The 16,664-nt window shown below is 53.4% G+C and carries 16 protein-coding genes, 1 other RNA gene and 7 pseudogenes; 17 read left to right on the plus strand and 7 right to left on the minus strand.

The window, feature by feature from the left end; all coding sequences use genetic code 11:
- The 6 genes and pseudogenes from AP057_RS05865 to ssrA all read left to right on the plus strand — a co-directional run.
- Positions 1-472, plus strand: a pseudogene (locus AP057_RS05865) (IS110-like element ISGka2 family transposase); the annotation flags it as partial.
- A gap of 254 nt (positions 473-726) precedes the next feature.
- The gene (secG, locus tag AP057_RS05870) at positions 727-963 is read left to right on the plus strand and encodes a preprotein translocase subunit SecG (RefSeq protein ID WP_055358280.1); all 237 of its coding nucleotides are present in this window, start codon (positions 727-729) and stop codon (positions 961-963) included.
- A gap of 74 nt (positions 964-1,037) precedes the next feature.
- Positions 1,038-1,778, plus strand: a complete 741-nt coding sequence (gene estA / locus AP057_RS05875; RefSeq protein WP_055358281.1) for a carboxylesterase — start codon at positions 1,038-1,040, stop codon at positions 1,776-1,778.
- 22 nt (positions 1,779-1,800) lie between these two features.
- Positions 1,801-4,077 (plus strand): ribonuclease R, encoded by a 2,277-nt coding sequence (gene rnr, locus AP057_RS05880; protein ID WP_055358282.1) that lies wholly within the window; start codon positions 1,801-1,803, stop codon positions 4,075-4,077.
- 81 nt (positions 4,078-4,158) lie between these two features.
- Positions 4,159-4,626, plus strand: coding sequence for an SsrA-binding protein SmpB (smpB, locus tag AP057_RS05885; RefSeq protein ID WP_013144268.1), 468 nt, complete (start codon positions 4,159-4,161; stop codon positions 4,624-4,626).
- Between the two features lie 341 nt (positions 4,627-4,967).
- Positions 4,968-5,319: a transfer-messenger RNA gene (gene ssrA / locus AP057_RS16095) on the plus strand.
- Between the two features lie 83 nt (positions 5,320-5,402).
- On the opposite strand, the gene AP057_RS05890 is transcribed toward ssrA, so the two are convergent.
- The 3 genes from AP057_RS05890 to AP057_RS05900 all read right to left on the minus strand — a co-directional run bounded on the left by AP057_RS05890 (position 5,403) and on the right by AP057_RS05900 (position 6,924).
- On the minus strand, positions 5,403-5,642 hold the full coding sequence (locus AP057_RS05890; protein WP_235468486.1) for a staygreen family protein: 240 nt from the start codon (positions 5,640-5,642) through the stop codon (positions 5,403-5,405).
- 243 nt (positions 5,643-5,885) lie between these two features.
- Entirely contained in the window at positions 5,886-6,311 is a 426-nt protein-coding gene (locus AP057_RS05895) for a DUF6114 domain-containing protein (protein WP_055358283.1), read from the minus strand.
- A gap of 22 nt (positions 6,312-6,333) precedes the next feature.
- A complete protein-coding gene (locus AP057_RS05900; RefSeq protein WP_055358284.1) occupies positions 6,334-6,924 on the minus strand; it encodes a DUF6230 family protein in 591 nt (196 codons plus the stop codon).
- Between the two features lie 225 nt (positions 6,925-7,149).
- Between AP057_RS05900 and AP057_RS05905 the strand changes: the two genes are divergently transcribed.
- The 4 genes from AP057_RS05905 (at position 7,150) to AP057_RS05915 (ending at position 9,755) form a co-directional block, all read left to right on the plus strand.
- Positions 7,150-8,328: a response regulator transcription factor gene (locus AP057_RS05905; RefSeq protein WP_055358285.1), complete on the plus strand. Its 1,179-nt coding sequence runs from the start codon at positions 7,150-7,152 to the stop codon at positions 8,326-8,328.
- The gene (locus tag AP057_RS18040) at positions 8,328-8,456 is read left to right on the plus strand and encodes a hypothetical protein (protein ID WP_255350132.1); all 129 of its coding nucleotides are present in this window, start codon (positions 8,328-8,330) and stop codon (positions 8,454-8,456) included. Before AP057_RS05905 ends, AP057_RS18040 begins: the two co-directional genes overlap by 1 nt.
- 141 nt (positions 8,457-8,597) lie before the next feature.
- On the plus strand, positions 8,598-8,834 hold the full coding sequence (locus AP057_RS05910) for a YuzF family protein (protein WP_049624150.1): 237 nt from the start codon (positions 8,598-8,600) through the stop codon (positions 8,832-8,834).
- 21 nt (positions 8,835-8,855) lie between these two features.
- Positions 8,856-9,755, plus strand: a complete 900-nt coding sequence (locus tag AP057_RS05915; protein WP_055358286.1) for a manganese catalase family protein — start codon at positions 8,856-8,858, stop codon at positions 9,753-9,755.
- Between the two features lie 127 nt (positions 9,756-9,882).
- On the opposite strand, the pseudogene AP057_RS05920 reads toward AP057_RS05915, so the two are convergent.
- A pseudogene (locus AP057_RS05920) lies at positions 9,883-10,299 on the minus strand (LysR family transcriptional regulator substrate-binding protein); the annotation flags it as partial.
- On the opposite strand from AP057_RS05920, the pseudogene AP057_RS16955 reads away from it, so the two are divergent.
- The 4 genes and pseudogenes from AP057_RS16955 to AP057_RS05935 all read left to right on the plus strand — a co-directional run.
- Positions 10,253-10,399 (plus strand): annotated as a pseudogene (locus tag AP057_RS16955) (dihydrodipicolinate synthase family protein); the annotation flags it as partial. The pseudogenes AP057_RS05920 and AP057_RS16955 overlap by 47 nt on opposite strands.
- Positions 10,399-11,563: pseudogene (locus AP057_RS05925) on the plus strand (aldehyde dehydrogenase); the annotation flags it as partial. The pseudogenes AP057_RS16955 and AP057_RS05925, both read left to right, overlap by 1 nt.
- Before the next feature lie 39 nt (positions 11,564-11,602).
- Positions 11,603-12,250, plus strand: coding sequence for a GntR family transcriptional regulator (locus AP057_RS05930; RefSeq protein WP_049624151.1), 648 nt, complete (start codon positions 11,603-11,605; stop codon positions 12,248-12,250).
- Positions 12,251-12,518: 268 nt separating this feature from the next.
- Entirely contained in the window at positions 12,519-12,986 is a 468-nt protein-coding gene (locus tag AP057_RS05935; protein ID WP_055358287.1) for a flavin reductase family protein, read from the plus strand.
- A 138-nt stretch (positions 12,987-13,124) separates the two neighbouring features.
- Here AP057_RS05935 and AP057_RS05940 read toward each other — a convergent pair.
- Both AP057_RS05940 and AP057_RS05945 read right to left on the minus strand, forming a co-directional pair.
- A pseudogene (locus AP057_RS05940) lies at positions 13,125-13,404 on the minus strand (pyridine nucleotide-disulfide oxidoreductase); the annotation flags it as partial.
- 404 nt (positions 13,405-13,808) lie between these two features.
- Positions 13,809-14,090, minus strand: a pseudogene (locus AP057_RS05945) (FAD-dependent oxidoreductase); the annotation flags it as partial.
- A gap of 457 nt (positions 14,091-14,547) precedes the next feature.
- Between AP057_RS05945 and AP057_RS17420 the strand changes: the two are divergent.
- Both AP057_RS17420 and AP057_RS17425 read left to right on the plus strand, forming a co-directional pair.
- Positions 14,548-14,703 (plus strand): hypothetical protein, encoded by a 156-nt coding sequence (locus tag AP057_RS17420; protein WP_162839636.1) that lies wholly within the window; start codon positions 14,548-14,550, stop codon positions 14,701-14,703.
- A 99-nt stretch (positions 14,704-14,802) separates the two neighbouring features.
- Positions 14,803-14,973, plus strand: coding sequence for a hypothetical protein (locus tag AP057_RS17425; protein WP_183085371.1), 171 nt, complete (start codon positions 14,803-14,805; stop codon positions 14,971-14,973).
- A 215-nt stretch (positions 14,974-15,188) separates the two neighbouring features.
- On the opposite strand, the pseudogene AP057_RS17800 reads toward AP057_RS17425, so the two are convergent.
- Positions 15,189-15,311 (minus strand): annotated as a pseudogene (locus AP057_RS17800) (spore coat protein); the annotation flags it as partial.
- Between the two features lie 121 nt (positions 15,312-15,432).
- Here AP057_RS17800 and AP057_RS05950 point away from each other — a divergent pair.
- Complete coding sequence (locus AP057_RS05950) at positions 15,433-16,620, plus strand: IS701 family transposase (RefSeq protein WP_055358288.1); 1,188 nt, start codon at positions 15,433-15,435, stop codon at positions 16,618-16,620.
- Positions 16,621-16,664 lie beyond the last annotated feature (44 nt).

Genomic DNA, 16,664 nt, shown 5'->3' on the forward strand with positions numbered 1-16,664 from the left:
CTTGTGGAAACACGTGGAGGAATTGGAGCGGCTCATCGAAGAAGTCGACCAGCACATCGACCGCCTGCTCGAGCCGTATCGCGAGGAAGTGAACCTGCTGATGACCATGCCCGGAGTGAAAAAACAAACCGCCGCCGTCATCATCGCCGAGATGGGAACCGACATGAGCGTCTTTGAAACGCCGGAACGGGCGGCTTCATGGACTGGATTGTCCCCCGGCAACCATGAAAGCGCCGGAAAGCGAAAGAGCACGCGCACGACAAAAGGCAATCCCCATCTCCGATCGGCGTTATGCGAGGCGGCATGGTCAGCAGCTCGATCCAAGACGCATCCCTTGTCCCGAAAGTTTTGGTCGTTGGCGGCCCGGTGCGGGAAGAAAAAAGCCCTCATCGCCATTGCTCGGCGGATGTTGGTGATCATCTTTTGCATGATCTCCCGCAAAGAGCCGTTCCGCCAACCACAACTTATTTAGTCTAGCCAAAAGGCAGACAGGTTATACGAGATGCCTAAAATCGGGCACCTCTGCTTTCCTATTGCCTTTTTTGGCCATTTTCAGTATACCCTCACGGATCAGGAGCGTATACCGCACTCACCAAGTGGTGGGGATTTTCACGGAAAAGTGAATTTGTGCCTTTCGTCGTGTTGAGACAGGCCCGCCAGTTGCCGCCAACGGTGATCTATGGTATAGTGAAAGTATTGCAATGTCGGTCGTTGGAGGTGTCAGGCATGCATGCCTTTCTTGTGACGCTGCTTGTCATTGTGTCGATCGCGCTGATCGCGGTGGTCTTGTTGCAGTCGGGCCGCAGCGCCGGGCTGTCGGGGGCGATCACCGGCGGCGCCGAGCAATTGTTCGGGAAGCAGAAAGCACGCGGGCTCGATGCGGTGTTTCAGCGCGTGACGGTTGTGTTGGCCGTTTTGTTCTTTGTGTTGGCGATTCTTGTTGTTTATGTCCAACCATCATAAGCAAAAAACGGGGGCGGTCCAAAGAGAAGCGGGCTGCCTTTTCTATTTCAGCAAGAAAGGAAGGAGAACGAATGATGAAAATTGTTCCGCCGAAGCCGTTTTTCTTTGAAGCCGGGGAGCGGGCGGTGCTGCTGTTGCATGGGTTTACCGGCAATTCCGCTGATGTTCGGATGCTCGGGCGTTTTTTAGAATCCAAAGGCTATACGTGCCATGCGCCGATTTACAAAGGACACGGCGTGCCGCCTGAGGAGCTCGTCCACACCGGGCCGGATGACTGGTGGCAAGATGTCATGAACGGCTACGAGTTTTTGAAAAACAAGGGCTACGAAAAAATCGCCGTCGCCGGACTGTCGCTTGGAGGCGTATTTTCATTGAAATTAGGTTACACTGTACCTATAGAGGGCATTGTGACGATGTGCGCGCCGATGTACATCAAAAGCGAGGAAACGATGTACGAAGGCGTGCTCGAGTATGCGCGCGAGTATAAAAAGCGGGAAGGAAAATCAGAGGAGCAGATCGAACAGGAGATGGAGAAGTTCAAGCAGACGCCGATGAAGACGTTAAAGGCGCTGCAGGAGCTGATCGCCGATGTGCGTGACCATCTTGATTTGATTTATGCCCCGACGTTTGTTGTGCAGGCGCGCCATGATGAGATGATCAACCCGGACAGCGCGAACATCATTTATAACGAAATTGAATCGCCGGTCAAACAAATCAAGTGGTATGAGCAATCAGGCCATGTGATTACGCTTGATCAAGAAAAAGATCAGCTGCATGAAGATATTTATGCATTTCTTGAATCGTTACATTGGTAATGGAGAAAGGAGGGGGTGGACAATGGATCATGTGTTGGCCGAACGCATCTTAACGTTTATGCGCGATGAGGCGTATAAGCCGCTGACGGTCGAAGAATTGGAAGAAGCGTTTGGCATCGAGGATGCCGATGGATTCAAGGAGTTTGTCAAAACGCTTGTCGCCATGGAAGAAGAAGGACTCATCGTCCGGACGCGCAGCAACCGCTACGGTGTGCCCGAGCGGATGAATCTCGTGCGCGGCAAGGTGATTGGCCACCCGAAAGGATTCGCGTTTGTCACACCGGAGGAGCCGGGACTGGATGATATTTTCATCCCGCCGTCCGAACTGAAAAACGCGATGCATGGCGACACGGTGCTTGTGCGCGTCCAAGCCGATTCATCGGGGGCGCGCCGCGAAGGAACGATCGTCCGCATTGTGGAGCGCGGGGTGAAAGAAGTCGTCGGCACGTACACGGAAAGCAAATATTTCGGCTTTGTCATCCCGGATGACAAACGGATCGTCAACGACATTTTCATTCCGAAAAACGCGGCGAACGGCGCGGTCGAAGGGCATAAAGTCGTCGTCCGGCTCACCTCGTATCCAGAAGGACGGATGAGCGCTGAAGGGGAAGTCGTCCGAATTCTCGGCCATAAAAACGACCCGGGCGTCGACATTTTGGCGATCATCTATAAATACGGCCTTCCGCTTCAATTTCCAGAAGACGTGATCGAGCACGCCAACCGGGTGCCGGATGTCATTACGGAGAAAGACTTGGAAGGGCGCCGCGATTTGCGCGGCGAGATGATCGTCACCATTGACGGCGAGGATGCGAAAGACTTAGACGATGCGGTGACGGTGACGAAGCTGGAAAACGGCAACTATAAGCTCGGCGTCCACATCGCCGACGTGAGCCATTACGTCGAAGAAGGCTCGCCGATCGACCGCGAGGCGTATGAACGCGGCACGAGCGTTTATTTGGTTGACCGCGTCATCCCGATGATTCCGCACCGGCTGTCCAACGGCATTTGTTCGCTCAACCCGAAAGTCGACCGGCTGACGCTGTCGTGCGAGATGGAGATCACCCCGCAAGGCGAAGTCGTCCGCCATGACATTTTCCAAAGCGTCATCCGCACGACAGAGCGGATGACGTATTCCGATGTCAATAAAATTTTGGTGGACAAAGACGAAGCCTTGCGGGAAAAATACGCGCCGCTTGTGCCGATGTTTGAGCTGATGGCTGAGCTCGCCGACATTTTGCGCACGAAGCGGATGAAGCGCGGGGCGATCGATTTTGATTTCAAAGAAGCGAAAGTGCTCGTCGATGAAAACGGCAAGCCGTACGATGTCGTCTTGCGCGAGCGGTCGGTCGCCGAGCGGTTGATTGAAGAGTTTATGTTGGCGGCGAACGAAACGGTCGCTGAGCATTTCCATTGGCTGAACGTACCGTTTATGTACCGCGTCCATGAGGATCCAAAGCCGGAAAAACTGCAACGTTTCTTGGAGTTCATCACGAACTTCGGCTATGTCGTGAAAGGAACGGGCAACCAAATCCATCCGCGCGCTTTGCAACAAATTCTCGAAGCGGTGCGCGGCGAGCCGGAAGAAATGGTGATCTCGACCGTCATGCTTCGGTCGATGAAGCAGGCGCGCTATGACGCCGAGAGCCTCGGCCATTACGGCCTGTCGACTGAGTTTTACACCCATTTTACGTCGCCGATCCGCCGCTATCCGGACTTGATCGTCCACCGGCTCATCCGGACCTACTTGATCAACGGGCAGATGGATCCGGAGACGCAGCGAAAATGGGCGGAAAAGCTGCCGGAGATTGCCGAGCATGCATCCAACATGGAGCGGCGCGCCGTCGAGGCCGAGCGGGAGACGGACGATCTGAAGAAAACCGAGTTTATGGAAGACAAAATCGGCATGGAATTTGACGGCATCATCAGCTCGGTGACGAACTTCGGCTTGTTCGTTGAGCTGCCAAACACGATCGAAGGCCTGGTGCACGTCAGCTACTTAACCGACGACTACTACCGCTATGACGAGCGCAGTTATGCGATGATCGGCGAGCGGACGGGAAAAATGTACCGCATCGGCGATGAAATCACCGTCCGTGTCATCAACGTCAACAAAGACGAACGGATCGTCGATTTTGAAGTCGTCGGCATGAAAGGACGCCGCCCGCCGAAGGCAAAAGCCGCGCCGGTCGTCATTGAAGGGAAAAAGCAAAAGAAAGGAAAAGCGAAGGCGGAGCCGAAAGCGCAAAGCGGCTCAAACCGCAGCGCGAAGGCGAAAAAGAAGAAAAAGAAAAAACGGTGAGGAAAAGCCGAACGGGCGGCTTTTCCTTCTTTTTCGTTTTTGGTAAAATAAGAAACGCTACAATGAGGAGGGGGAAAACGGATGCCGAAAGGCGAAGGAAAAGTGATCGCCCAAAACAAAAAAGCGCACCACGACTATTTCATCGAAGAAACGTATGAAGCCGGCCTCGTTTTGCAAGGGACGGAGATCAAATCGATCCGCAACGGCCGGGTGAACTTGAAAGATTCGTTCGCCAAAGTGGAAAAAGGGGAAGTGTTTCTCCATAACATGCATATCAGCCCGTACGAACAAGGCAACCGCTACAACCACGACCCGCTGCGGACGAGAAAGCTTTTGCTGCACCGGCGCGAAATCAACAAGCTGATCGGCTATACGAAAGAGCAAGGGTATACGCTCGTGCCGCTGAAATTGTATATTAAAAATGGCTTTGCCAAAGTGGAGCTTGGAGTGGCCAAAGGGAAGAAAAAATACGACAAACGGGAAGACATGAAGCGGAAAGAAGCGCAGCGCGAAATCGAGCGGGCGTTCCGCGAGCGGCAAAAGCTGTAGAGAGGCAAGCCGCCGAGCGGGCATTTGTCGAGGGCGGGAGCCTGAAACATCGGGCTTTTGGCGGGCATTGCCGGTTTGGGAACGGCGGAGGGATGTTTGGTTCATCGCGGCAAGCGGGGGCATTTCTTGCGTCGCCGTGTACGGAAAATGGGATGGGCTGATTTTTCTTGGCAAGTGCCAAGAAGCCGTGTTCTCAATCATCCGGCACAACATTCGGAGAAGAGCCTGTTTTTTGGCGAGATTGAAAACATTCCCATTGAAAATGCACCGCGTCATGGTATAATAAAAAGTGCAACAGCCAGTTATCCGATGCTTAAGCTGTTCCGATCTCTTCGCACCGCGGGGACGATCCGGATTCGACAGGGGTAGGTCGAGCTTAAGCGGCGAGCCGAGGGGGACGTCCTCGTAAAAACGTCACCTAAAGATAACTGGCAAACAAAACTACGCTTTAGCTGCCTAATTGCTGCAGCTAGCTCCTCCCGCCATCGCCCGCGTGGCGTTCGAGGGGCTCATATGAAGCGGGCTACGCCCAAATCCGCCGCCTGAGGATGAGGGAAGAGACGAACCAGGCTAGCCGCCGGGATGCCTGTCGGTAGGCGGAACGGACGGCGAAGCGAAATATACCGACTACGCTCGTAGATGCTTAAGTGGCGATGCCTCTGGACGTGGGTTCGACTCCCACCGTCTCCATTTCCAACATCCGAACGGTTCGGATGCGAAATCGTGAAACCCTTGATGCGACCGCGTTTGCGGTCGTTTTTCATTTTTGGGGAATCCTAAAGAGATCGATAGAATCCGAAAAAAACTAGCTGTTGCCCGGCTTGTTTCCATTCACCGAGCACTTCATCGCGTTGAGAAGTGAGCTGATCAGTGACAAATGCGCGGGAGACAGTGAGGAATAAGGTGCCAGTCGTGTCCGAGTGGGTTAAGGTGTACAGACGGCCGTTCACTGGTGACAGCTGGGTGATTCCAGCGGTCTGGGTGACGTGCAGTCGCTCGGGAGAGAGGTATTTCATGGCGGTCCTCCTTCTTCTGTGGAAAGTGGTCGATCTCATTCATCTATATAAGTTGAAACTTTGTTTTACATCCAGTAGAGCGCCCACCGCATTCTATCAAAATGACTTGTTATGAAGGAAAACAGAATCGAACAATCGGAAAATCTTTATTGCAACTTATATATATGTGCCTTTATTGGCGGCGATGACAAAACAAAACCGAACGGGACGGTCGATCCGCGTTCGGTTTTGCTTTATGGTTTTTCATGAGGTGGCGGTGGTTGCTTCTTTGTCCGCAGCGGCTTCATGATGGGCCAGCGGGGCGGCAGGATCGGCCCATTGCGGGCGCCAGGCGATGCAAAGCGCCCCGTCGATGATGCCGAGAATCGTGCCGACTAAGAAGCCGCCCAAGGCGCCCATGATCGACAGAATGGCACTGAACATGCCGATGATGCCGAGCAAGGTGGATAGCCGCGGCATGGCGTAGGAAAGAATCCCCATCAACATGACCATGCCGCCAAGGAAAAAGCCGGCGAACACCATGCTTCCGGGGACAAGCGAAATTTCATACAGCTGCATCGGAATCCATAAAATCACAAGGCTTGATAACAAGAGAAACGTCGCTCCCCAAAACGGGCGGCGTTTCCGCCAGCGACCGAACGCCTGCCAGCTGGAACGAATGATGCCCAATGTCCCTCATCCTTACCGAGAATTAGTTGAGTTTTTCAAAGTACACTTTCATGCCCGGCAGCGATACTTTTTGCTGGAACAAGTAGACGTTTTTGATATCACCGTTTTCGATCGTAATGCTGTCGGCTCCTTGTGTGAATTCTTTGGCCGCCTTCTCGACTGGGTTGCTCGTATCGCCGACATAGCTTTCTTTCATCGTCAAGCTGCCGAAGGAGATGTTGCCGTTGATTTGCGTCGCTTTTTGCACGAGGCCGTCAATCGAGACCGGTTGGCTCGCCACGATGACGACGCGAATGCCCAAGGCCGGGAAGTCTTTCGAAATCCGAAGACCTTGAATCGTCGCTTTGTCCATTTCATTGACGAAGACCGGCGTCTGTGGGGCATTGCCTGCTTCCGCCACGCCGCCGTACATTTTAAATCCGCTGCCGTTCAGTTTGTCAAATTGAACGGTGAACTCCCCGGCCCCACTGATCGGCACGGCATAGGCGACGCCTGTCAGCCCGAAGATCGACAGCAAGGCGCCTAACAGCAGGAACCCTCCCAACAGTGCGGCGATCAGCGGCTTTTTCGCTGTACGCCCCCCAATGATGACCGGTTTTGTTGCCATTTCCATGGCGTTTCTCCTCCCCCTTTTTTGAATGATCAGCGCTGTAAGCGCTTTAGTGAATCTGTTTAAATTTTATGACAATTATGCATTCCATTAAATCCCTATGTTTGTCGGATTTTTTTAGTGCTTTGGACAACCGTGACGGGCAAAAGAAGGAATTGACCGATCGAATTAAGAAAGTAGATGATCAAAGTAGTCGATCACTAGCGGGGATGCGGGGGGAGGATGGGGATGTCGAAGGAATTAAATGATCATTTGCTTCGTTTGCTTCATGAAGCGGCCGACATCTTGCATAGGTATGCGGCGGAATTGAACCGGGAATGGAAACGGATCGGCGAGGCGCTTGGCAAGCGGAATGCGCGGGTTCAAGAGGTGTTTTCCACGCTATGCGCATTCGTTCAGGCAAGATTGCTCCCGTACGGGGGCGAACATCCAGCGAATGGGCAGCTCGAACGCATTGCGGCGTTTCATCCGGAGATGGTCATATTTTCCCTGAATTTAATGGAAAATACGGTTCATCAAGTGTTGAAGGCGCATGCGTCAGCGGCTGCTGCGCTGCACCCAGCCGTGCGGTATTTGTTTTTCAAATGGAATGAATGGTTGTTGTATGAAGTGAATGAACAATCATTCAAACCCAGTAGCGATTCCGCGTGGAAAAAAGAATCCTTGTGGAAAGATGCCGTCATTTTGTTCAACGAATGGATTTTGCGGGCGCAGACGTTTGAGGAATCGGCGGCGCATATTTGTTTTGGTTTTTCCTATTTTCTTCCTTTCAGCCGCTGCGCTCTGTTTCAATTTGTCAATCAGGAGAGCACAGCCATCGGTCTGCACGGGCATGGCGTGGACAATGGGCAAATTCAGCGCTTGCGCGTGGAATTGGACAGCATTCCGATGTTGAAAGAAAGCGTGGGGAAATTGAAAGCGGAAGTGCATGAATTTCGCCATTTTCGTCCGATTTATGTGCCGAGGGCGAGCGAACAGTTTCCGCGCCTGTATGTGGATTTGTTCGGTTTGGCCTCACTGGTGATCGTTCCGGTGTATGTGCCGACGGAAGGGCGGATGATTGGAGGCGTCGTTCTCGACCGCGGACCGGGCCGCTTCTTTGCCGTTGACCGCCGTCTGTTTCCCGCGCTGATGAAATTTGGCCAAAGCGCGGGGGAGTTGTTGTTGAAATTGATCGAAGCGCCGGCGAGAAAAAAGGATGAGGGAGAGCATGAGCCGCTGTCGCCGCGGGAAATCGAGGTGTTGAAGCTGCTCGCTGATGGGGCATCGACATTGGAAGCGGCCTGTCAGCTTTATTTGAGCGAATTTACGGTGCGCGACTACATTTCCAGCGCCTTAAGGAAACTCAACGCGAAAAATCGGACGGAAGCGGTGGCAAAAGCGCTGCGTCTTGGGTTGATCGGATGATGAGGCGGACTGGTCTGTCCGGCCGTTTCATTTCACACCATTTTCGCCGATTGCTCACCGTTTTTTGGCTGTTTGACCGTTTTGTGGTGCAAAAGATTCCGAGCGTTCGCCGCTTTCTCGCGGCGTAACCATCGTTGGAAGCGGCTTGATGAGTAGGCATCAAGGCCGCTTTCTTTTTTAGGGCGCTTGGTTTTTTGTCATGTTTGGCACGGGGCGGCATATGGATAAAAGGGAATCTTCTTCAACGCATCAAAAGGGAGGAAATGAGAATGAACCAGCCCTACGTGTCCCATGCTTCGTCACCGCAGCTCATTGCCCTGGTTGACCCGTATGTGTACCACGCTTTCCAAGCTTTGAACGGCAAAGAAGTGGTAGTGGAAACCGTCCGCGGTTCGATCCAAGGAACGGTGAGGGATGTGAAGCCGGACCATATCGTCATCTCAGCGAATCAGGCGGTTTATTACATCCGCTTGGCGCAAGTGGTGTCTGTTCGCCTCGGCGATTAATGGAAAAGGAGGAAAAGAGTCGTGGTATTTCAGCGGATCGACCGGCTGGCGATTGAATTGCCGAAGCCCAAATACGCGGACCCCAATGCGGCTGCCGCTGTCCAGGAGCTGCTTGGCGGCCGTTTCGGAGAAATGTCGACGTTAAACAATTATTTGTTTCAGTCATTCAATTTTCGGCAAAAACAGAAGCTGCGCCCGTTTTACGAGTTGGTGGCGAGCATCACCGCCGAAGAGTTTGGCCATGTCGAGCTCGTGTCCAATGCGATCAACCTTTGCTTGACCGGCTCCACCCATCCAGGTGATCCGGATACAGCGCCGATGAAGGATGCGAAAGACAAGCGCAATACGTATCATTTTATCGCGACGGCGCAGACGGCGTTTCCCGGCGATTCGATGGGGAAGGCGTGGACGGGGGAGTACGTGTTCAACAGCGGCAACTTGATTTTGGATTTGCTTCACAACTTTTTCCTTGAATGCGGAGCGCGCACGCATAAAATGCGCGTCTATGAAATGACGGACCACCCTACCGCCCGCGAGATGATCGGCTACTTGCTTGTGCGCGGGGGCGTTCATGTTTTGGCGTACGCCAAGGCGTTGGAAGTGGCGACGGGCGTTGATGTGACGAAGCTTCTGCCAATCCCGAACCTCGATAACCGCGTGTTCGATGCGGCGAGAAAGTATGAGGATCAAGGCGTCCACCGCCGACTTTATACGTTCAGCGATCGCTATTACAAAGAAATCGTCCGCATTTGGAAAGGAACCCATCCAAGCGACGGCCAGCCGCTCGAGGTGGTCGAAGGAGCGCCCCAAGGGGGGGCGATCCCCGATTTGGACGAAGTGCCGGAAGAATTCGCTCCCGGGATTTCGGCCGAAGATTTTTTGGAAATCGCCAAGCGGCTGCAGCGGTCGGCAGGGTTGTGATGAGGCGCCCAACGGCGCCTGATTTTTTTTGGAAAGCCGGTCGTTGAACAAAAAGGGCGGCGCAACGAAGAGATGACGCCAATGTTGTTTTTTCCCTTCACTTGAGCGTCCATGATTGGAGGAATCGCTATCTTTCTTCATGTTGTCCGCCGGCGGCGCGGGCCGCAGCGGTTTGGAGCACGTCGAGGAATGTTCAGGCGCTTTTTGGCAAATACCGTTGTCGGTCGAGGATGGCGGCGGCTTCCGCTGTCATCGAAGAGTCGATGATCTCCAGCACCTTGATGACGGGGAGGCGAAACAAGGCTACAGTGGATTGCGGCACAATGGTGGCTCCGAGGCCTTGGGCGACAAGGGAGAGCAATATGGTCGCGTCCGGGCATTCGCATAGAACGTTCGGTTCAAAGCCATGGCGGCGGCATTCCTCGATGACCCGCTCGTACTGTCCGGCGCCGTGCACCCGGTGGAGAAGGAGAAGCGGCCGATCCGCAAAATCGCGCATGTATAACGCGGTTTGGCCGGTCTTCCATTGCGCCGGCAACACGCCGTTTGATGAGGAAGGAAACGTGGATTTTGCGGCGCTTGCCGCGCTCATCGATTGGCATATTGAAAGCGGCACGCACGGCATTTCCGTCACGGGAACGTCTTTTACGCGGAAATGGTGAAGACGCGCCTTGTTGGCGAGGCGTATCATGTGAATGGTCAGTTTTTAAACTATACCGTTTATAAACCAGTCGGCGTCGCCGGGCTCATTACGCCGTAATACGCCGTTTATGCTGGAAACGTGGAAGGTGGCTCCCGCGCTGGCGACCGGCAACACCGTTGTCTTGAAGCCGGCCGAATGGTCACCGTTGACGGCGAATAAACTGGCGGAAATCATCGATGAAGCCGGGCTGCCCCGCGGGGTGTTCAACGTCGTGCACGGGTTTGGCGAAACGGCGGGCGCCGCATTGGTTGCCCACCCGGATGTGCGCCTCATCTCGTTTACCGGCGAGACGACGACCGGCATGGAGATCATCCGCAACAGCGCGGCAACGTTGAAAAAAACATCGATGGAGCTCGGCGGCAAGTCGCCGCTCATCGTGTTCGCCGACGCCGATCTCGATCGGGCGCTTGACGCGGCGGTGTGGGGCGTGTTTTCGCTCAATGGCGAACGGTGCACGGCCAACTCGCGGCTGCTGCTCGAGCAGTCGATTTACGACGAATTTGTCGTCCGGCTGAAAGAGCGCGTCGACCGCATCGTCATCGGCGATCCGATGAACCCCGCGACCGAACTGGGACCGCTCATTCATCGCGATCATTGGGAGCGGGTGAACCGCTATATTGAGATCGCCAAACAGGAAGGGGCGGACGTCTATGCCCCGGGCGTTCCGAAAGGGCTGGAGCGCGGCAACTTTGTGCCCCCGACATTATTGCTTAACTGCCGCAACGATATGAAAGTGGCGCAGGAAGAAAATTTCGGACCGGTCATGGCCGTCATGTCTTTCACGAGTGAAGAAGAGGCTATTCGGTTGGCGAACGATGTGAAGTACGGATTGGCGGCGTACGTCTGGACGAACGACATGAAGCGCGGCCACCGCGTCGCCCAAGCGATCGAAAGCGGGATGGCGTGGGTCAACTCGCCGAACGTCCGCGATTTGCGCATCCCGTTTGGCGAGACGAAATACAGCGGCATCGGCCGCGAAGGCGGGCATTACAGCTTTGATTTCTATACGGAAGTGCAAGTTGTCCACGTCGCGGTCGGCGATCCGCCAATCCCCGCATTCGGCAAAGGGGAGAAACAGACCGCCTTGTCTGCCGAACAGGCATAATGGCTAGTCAATGTATACGATCTAGTATATGATAAACGTATGGAAACGAAAGCGAAAAACAAAACCCAATTGGCTTACGAGTATATTCTTTCTCGCATTGAAAACGGCGTCTATGGCCCGGGATACCGGGTCGTCATCGGCCAAATCGCCCGCGAGCTTGGACTCAGTAGCATCCCGGTGCGGGAGGCGATCCGCCAGCTTGAAGCGGAAGGGCTTGTCGAGCTCAAACCGTATACGGGCGCCGTTGTGAGCAACATCAACGAGAAAGAATATATCGAGACGCTGTCGGTGTTGGCTGTGCTGGAAGGCTATGCGACCGCGCTCGGCTCCCCCCATTTGACAAAGGAGGCGATCGATCGGCTTGAGCAAGTAAACGAGCGGATGGAGCGGGCGCTTGAAGAGCTGGAGCTGGAACGGTTCAGCGAGCTGAACTATGAATTTCACTCTCTGATTTACGCCCATTGCGGCAACGCCTATCTTGAAGAGCAAATCAAGCAAATTTGGCAGCGGATGAAGCGCATCCGCGCCTACGGCTTCACCTTTGTGCCGCAGCGGGCGAAAGCATCGATCGAAGAACATCGAGAGATCATCCGTCTGTTGCGTGAACAGGCGCCGCCGCATGAAATCGAACAATACGTTCGTCAACACAAAATCAACACCGCCGAAGCGTTTAAGCGGCGGCGCTGACCTTCTTCCGCTGAGCGGGTGGCAGAGGCGTACCTTGGAGCGGCGGGCCGCCGATGACAGCCGTATATCGTCGTTGTTTCTTTCCCCTATTTCTGCTATGATGGGGGTAGATTTGACCCTCATTTCGGCATGAATGGGGCCTAGCCATAGAGGCAAGATGTCGGACGAAGCGCCCGTCGTGTGGAAACATCAAGAAGGAAAGCCGCCCAACCGCCAGCTGAAGGCGTAGGGCTGCTGGATGACGAAAAGGGAAGGATGGGAGAAACGTATGGATGATCGTACATTTCGCAGAGCCATGGGAAAATTTGCGACCGGCGTGACGGTCGTGACGACCGACTTTCAAGGGGAAGCGAAAGGAATGACGGCGAACGCGTTTATGTCCGTTTCGCTCGACCCGAAACTTGTCGTCGTCTCCATTGGCCATAAAGCGCGAATGCATGACATTGTCAAGCAAACGGGGAAATTTGCCGTCAACATTTTGCGGCGCAATCAAGAGGAGTTGTCGCGCTTGTTTGCCAGCCAGTTGAAAGAAGAGCGCCCCGTTTCGTTTGATTGGGTGAACGGCCATCCGATTTTGCCGGAGGCGTTGGCGAATATTTTATGCAACGTCCACAGCACGTACGTGGCCGGCGATCATACGCTTTACTTTGGGGAAGTGACCGATATTTTGATGAAAGACGAACCGGGCGACCCGCTCTTGTTTTTTGAAGGGAAGTACCGGAGCATTGGACAATAAGCGCCCTTGGATGGATCGGGGCCGCTATTGTCATGCGGGGACGACGCGACAGACGTTTCAGGCCCGTCATCTTGCATTTCGGCCGTTTCCATGGCGCTATTTAGAAAAGGTGTCCCGCTGTTTGGGACACCTTCGTTGTTATTTTTTCAATACATCGTGATCGACGTACCGTTCGCCGTTCAGCTCGCTGATGACGTTGATGGCGACTTTCGCACCGTCGCCCGCTGTGATGATCGTATGGACGCTGACGCCAGCGACCGTCCCGGCCGCCCAAATGGCCGTCGATGTTCGTCTTGCCGTTGGCGTCGACGTCAAGCACCGTTTTAATGCGCGGCTCCGTACCCGGTTTGGTGCGCAGGCCGATTTTTTCCGCTAAATCGGTCGCCAAACCGGTGGCGAAGATGACGTGTTTCGTTTCATCCTATTTCGCGCAGGAGACTCCCACTTCAACGACCAAAGGGAGTAAGTGGGAGAGGAATGCGCGTTCCCCTTTTCTTTTGTGTATGATAGAATAAAGGCGTGGAGAAAACCGTTTAATAAAGGCACTCCAATAACTGTTACTCGATGTATGGAGTTGGTTACAGGAAACGTTGTAACCGTAAAACATCGAGCGTAGATCCGTCTGTTGTGTGTGGAATCCAAGTACTGCCAACAGACAGACCGAGAGAATCGGTAACGATGCAGGCATGACCTGCGTCGTTGGGTAGTTGTCAACCTGCCCTGATGCAACCCCAAGTCAAGGAAGGAGGACGAAGTCCGCTTGTACTTCTGGGGAGTTGCAAGCCCCCACTTCAAGCGTTAGCTAAGTGGGGGTAGTTGACAGGATCCAGCTTCTGTTTCGAGACGGAATCCCCCGTCTGTTTTTTGCACATCCGTCACTTGTGCTTCCACCAATTCTGCTCCGAATTTTGCGGCTTGTTTTTTCCCGGTTTCCACCAATTCCGGGCCGCTGATTTGCGGAACGCCGTAATGGTTTTCCACCCAAGCGCGCTTTGTCATGCCTTTGTCGCTGTCAAACAAGACCGTTCTCTTCCCGGCTTTGGCGGCGAAAATGGCGGCGCTTGCCCCTGCAGGCCCGGCGCCGATGATGGCGATGTCGTACATCGTGCATCCTCCCTTTGTTATTTGTTAGAATATTAACACTATGAGTGTAGCACAAATGGGAAGCGGAACAAAATCATCCGCACTATCATTTAATAATAATTTTTAATTTATATTTACTATAAACAAAAAGTGTGTATAATAGAATGTAGAAGGAGTGCAAAGGGGAGAAAGATCGATGAACAAGCCGATGATTTGTGAACAATGCCGCCAGCCTATTCGGCGGCTGAAACATTCATTGCTTTGCCAGTGCGGGATGAAAATGGTTGTGCAAAAATAATACAGCGAAAAGCGGCTTCCTGTTTCTGTCGCATTCAACCGGCGAATGGCGCCGGTTTTTTTATCTTCTCATTTACGAAATCGGAAAATCTTTATTGCAACTTATATAGGTACTGGCCTAAGCAACGGGCGTTTTTTCTGCATACAGTGGGACTAAAGCAAGTGGAAGGAGGAAAGCAAGATGAGCCATCTCCAAGCAGCGGATGAACGCATTTGGCGGCCGCACCCGTTTTTCTTCGGCGCTCCGTTTTTTGGCGGCTTTTTAGGCGGTTTGCTCGGGAGCGCATTAGTTCCGCTGTTTTTCTATCCGTTGTGGTATGTCCCCATTTGGTGGTGAGAAACCGGCAAGGGTTGGGCGGACGACCCACCCTCTTTTCTTGTTTGTTGCATATGAATACAGTGTAGCATTCTAGCTTTGGGGAAAGGAGAAGGAACGATGCCATTTCCAGGATTGTTGTTTGGCGCCCCATTTGTCGGCGGCTTCTTGGGCGGACTGCTCGGCGGCGCGTTAGCTCCGCGTCCGTTTTACCCGTATCCGCCGTATCCGCCGTATCCGCCGTATCTGCTATATCCGCCGTATCCGCCGTATCCAGACTGGTGGGATTGATCGTCTATTCATGAAAGAATAAGCATCCCTGTGGAACAAGAAGGGGTGCTTATTCAATGATCTCGGTGTCGCGGATGCGGACGTCGGCTGTTTGCAGCATGTTCCACACGGATTCGGATGGCGCTGCCATCCCTTTCTCCCCTTTCTGCACCCGGTCTTCTTAACGGATTGAGAAAGAGGATGTCCTTTTGCTGTTCGGACATCCTCTTGCTTTGTTATTGCATGACATTCCCTTGATAAGGGAGCTGATTCGTATACCCTTGGAACTGCTGGTACATTTGCTGAAGCTTTTGCGGATCGGCGGCTTCAAGTTTGTACCAGCCTTTTTTGAACATCAACTGTAGATGAGCAAATTCACTTACATAAATTGACAACTAAACAAAAAAGGAGACATGAACCGGACTCCTTGGGTAAAATAGATGTGCTCAAAACCCATTCACACAAGGAGGTTCATGTCTCATGAATAGATTAGCACATCACCAAGGAATCCACAAGTTTTTCTTCACGCTGGGGTTGACGCTGCAGCTTTCCAAACCGGTCATCAAGCATCTCATTCATATTGTCGATGCCTTGACCACCAAGGGATTCTCGGGAACATTGACTGATATTCATTACTGGAGCTTTCATCCGAATCATCGAACGACGCTCAGTCACTTTTTCACGAAAAGCCCTTGGAACGAGGAAAGGCTGCTTGGGAAGCTTCAAGAGTGGATCCTTTCCCAGGTCGAACGACTGGCCAAACGGAAGAATCAACCCCTTTTKGTTTCGATTGATGATACGATTTGCCAAAAAACAAAGCCTTCGTCACGGGCTGTGCACGCCATTCAAGGGTGCGACTGGCACTACTCGCATAAAGATCATCAATCGGTCTGGGGGCATTCGCTCGTTTGGCTGATGGTGCACACCTTCACGCAGGCGTTCCCATTTGCGTTCCGCCTGTATGACAAGAAAGCGGGAAAAAGCAAGATCGACCTGGCGATCGAGATGCTTTCCTCGCTCAAGGTGAAGCGGGCTCAGCGGGTGTATGTGCTCATGGATTCGTGGTATCCGTCYAARAAGCTCATCGAAGCCTGTCTGAAACAGGGATTCCATGTCATCGCGATGCTCAAGACGAACCGGATTCTCTACCCGAAAGGCATCGCCATCCAAGCCAAGCAGTTTGCCCGCTATATCGAGTCCAAAGACACCCGCCTCGTCACGGTGGGGCAGGAGCGTTATCGCGTGTATCGCTATGAGGGGGCCATCCATGGCCTCGATGACGCGGTGGTGCTGCTGGCTTGGAAGGCGGATCAGCCGATGGCGCCGGAACATCTTCATTGCATCTTGAGCACCGACCGGGAACTCGGGGACGAAGACATCTTGCGTTACTACGCCCAGCGCTGGACGATCGAGTGCTTTTTCCGGCAGGCGAAAGATCAACTGAAGCTGGATGGATACCGCGTTCGCCACATTCGGGCGGTGAAACGGTATTGGGCGGTGGTGCTGTTGGCCTGCGTGTACAGCATCGCCGAATCCCGACAAAACCTCTCCACCGGGCTGGAGCTTCTTCGGTCGCGGAAAGACCACAGCGTCGTCGAGTTCATTTATGACGCTGCAAAGCAAGAGATTCCCATTGATGTGATCAAAAAACAGCTCCGTATCGCGTAAGGGGTATCCTGTTTGTCTCTCTAACCATGGAAATTATTGTAATG

Source organism: Geobacillus sp. Sah69 (assembly GCF_001414205.1).
Lineage (GTDB): Bacteria > Bacillota > Bacilli > Bacillales > Anoxybacillaceae > Geobacillus > Geobacillus stearothermophilus.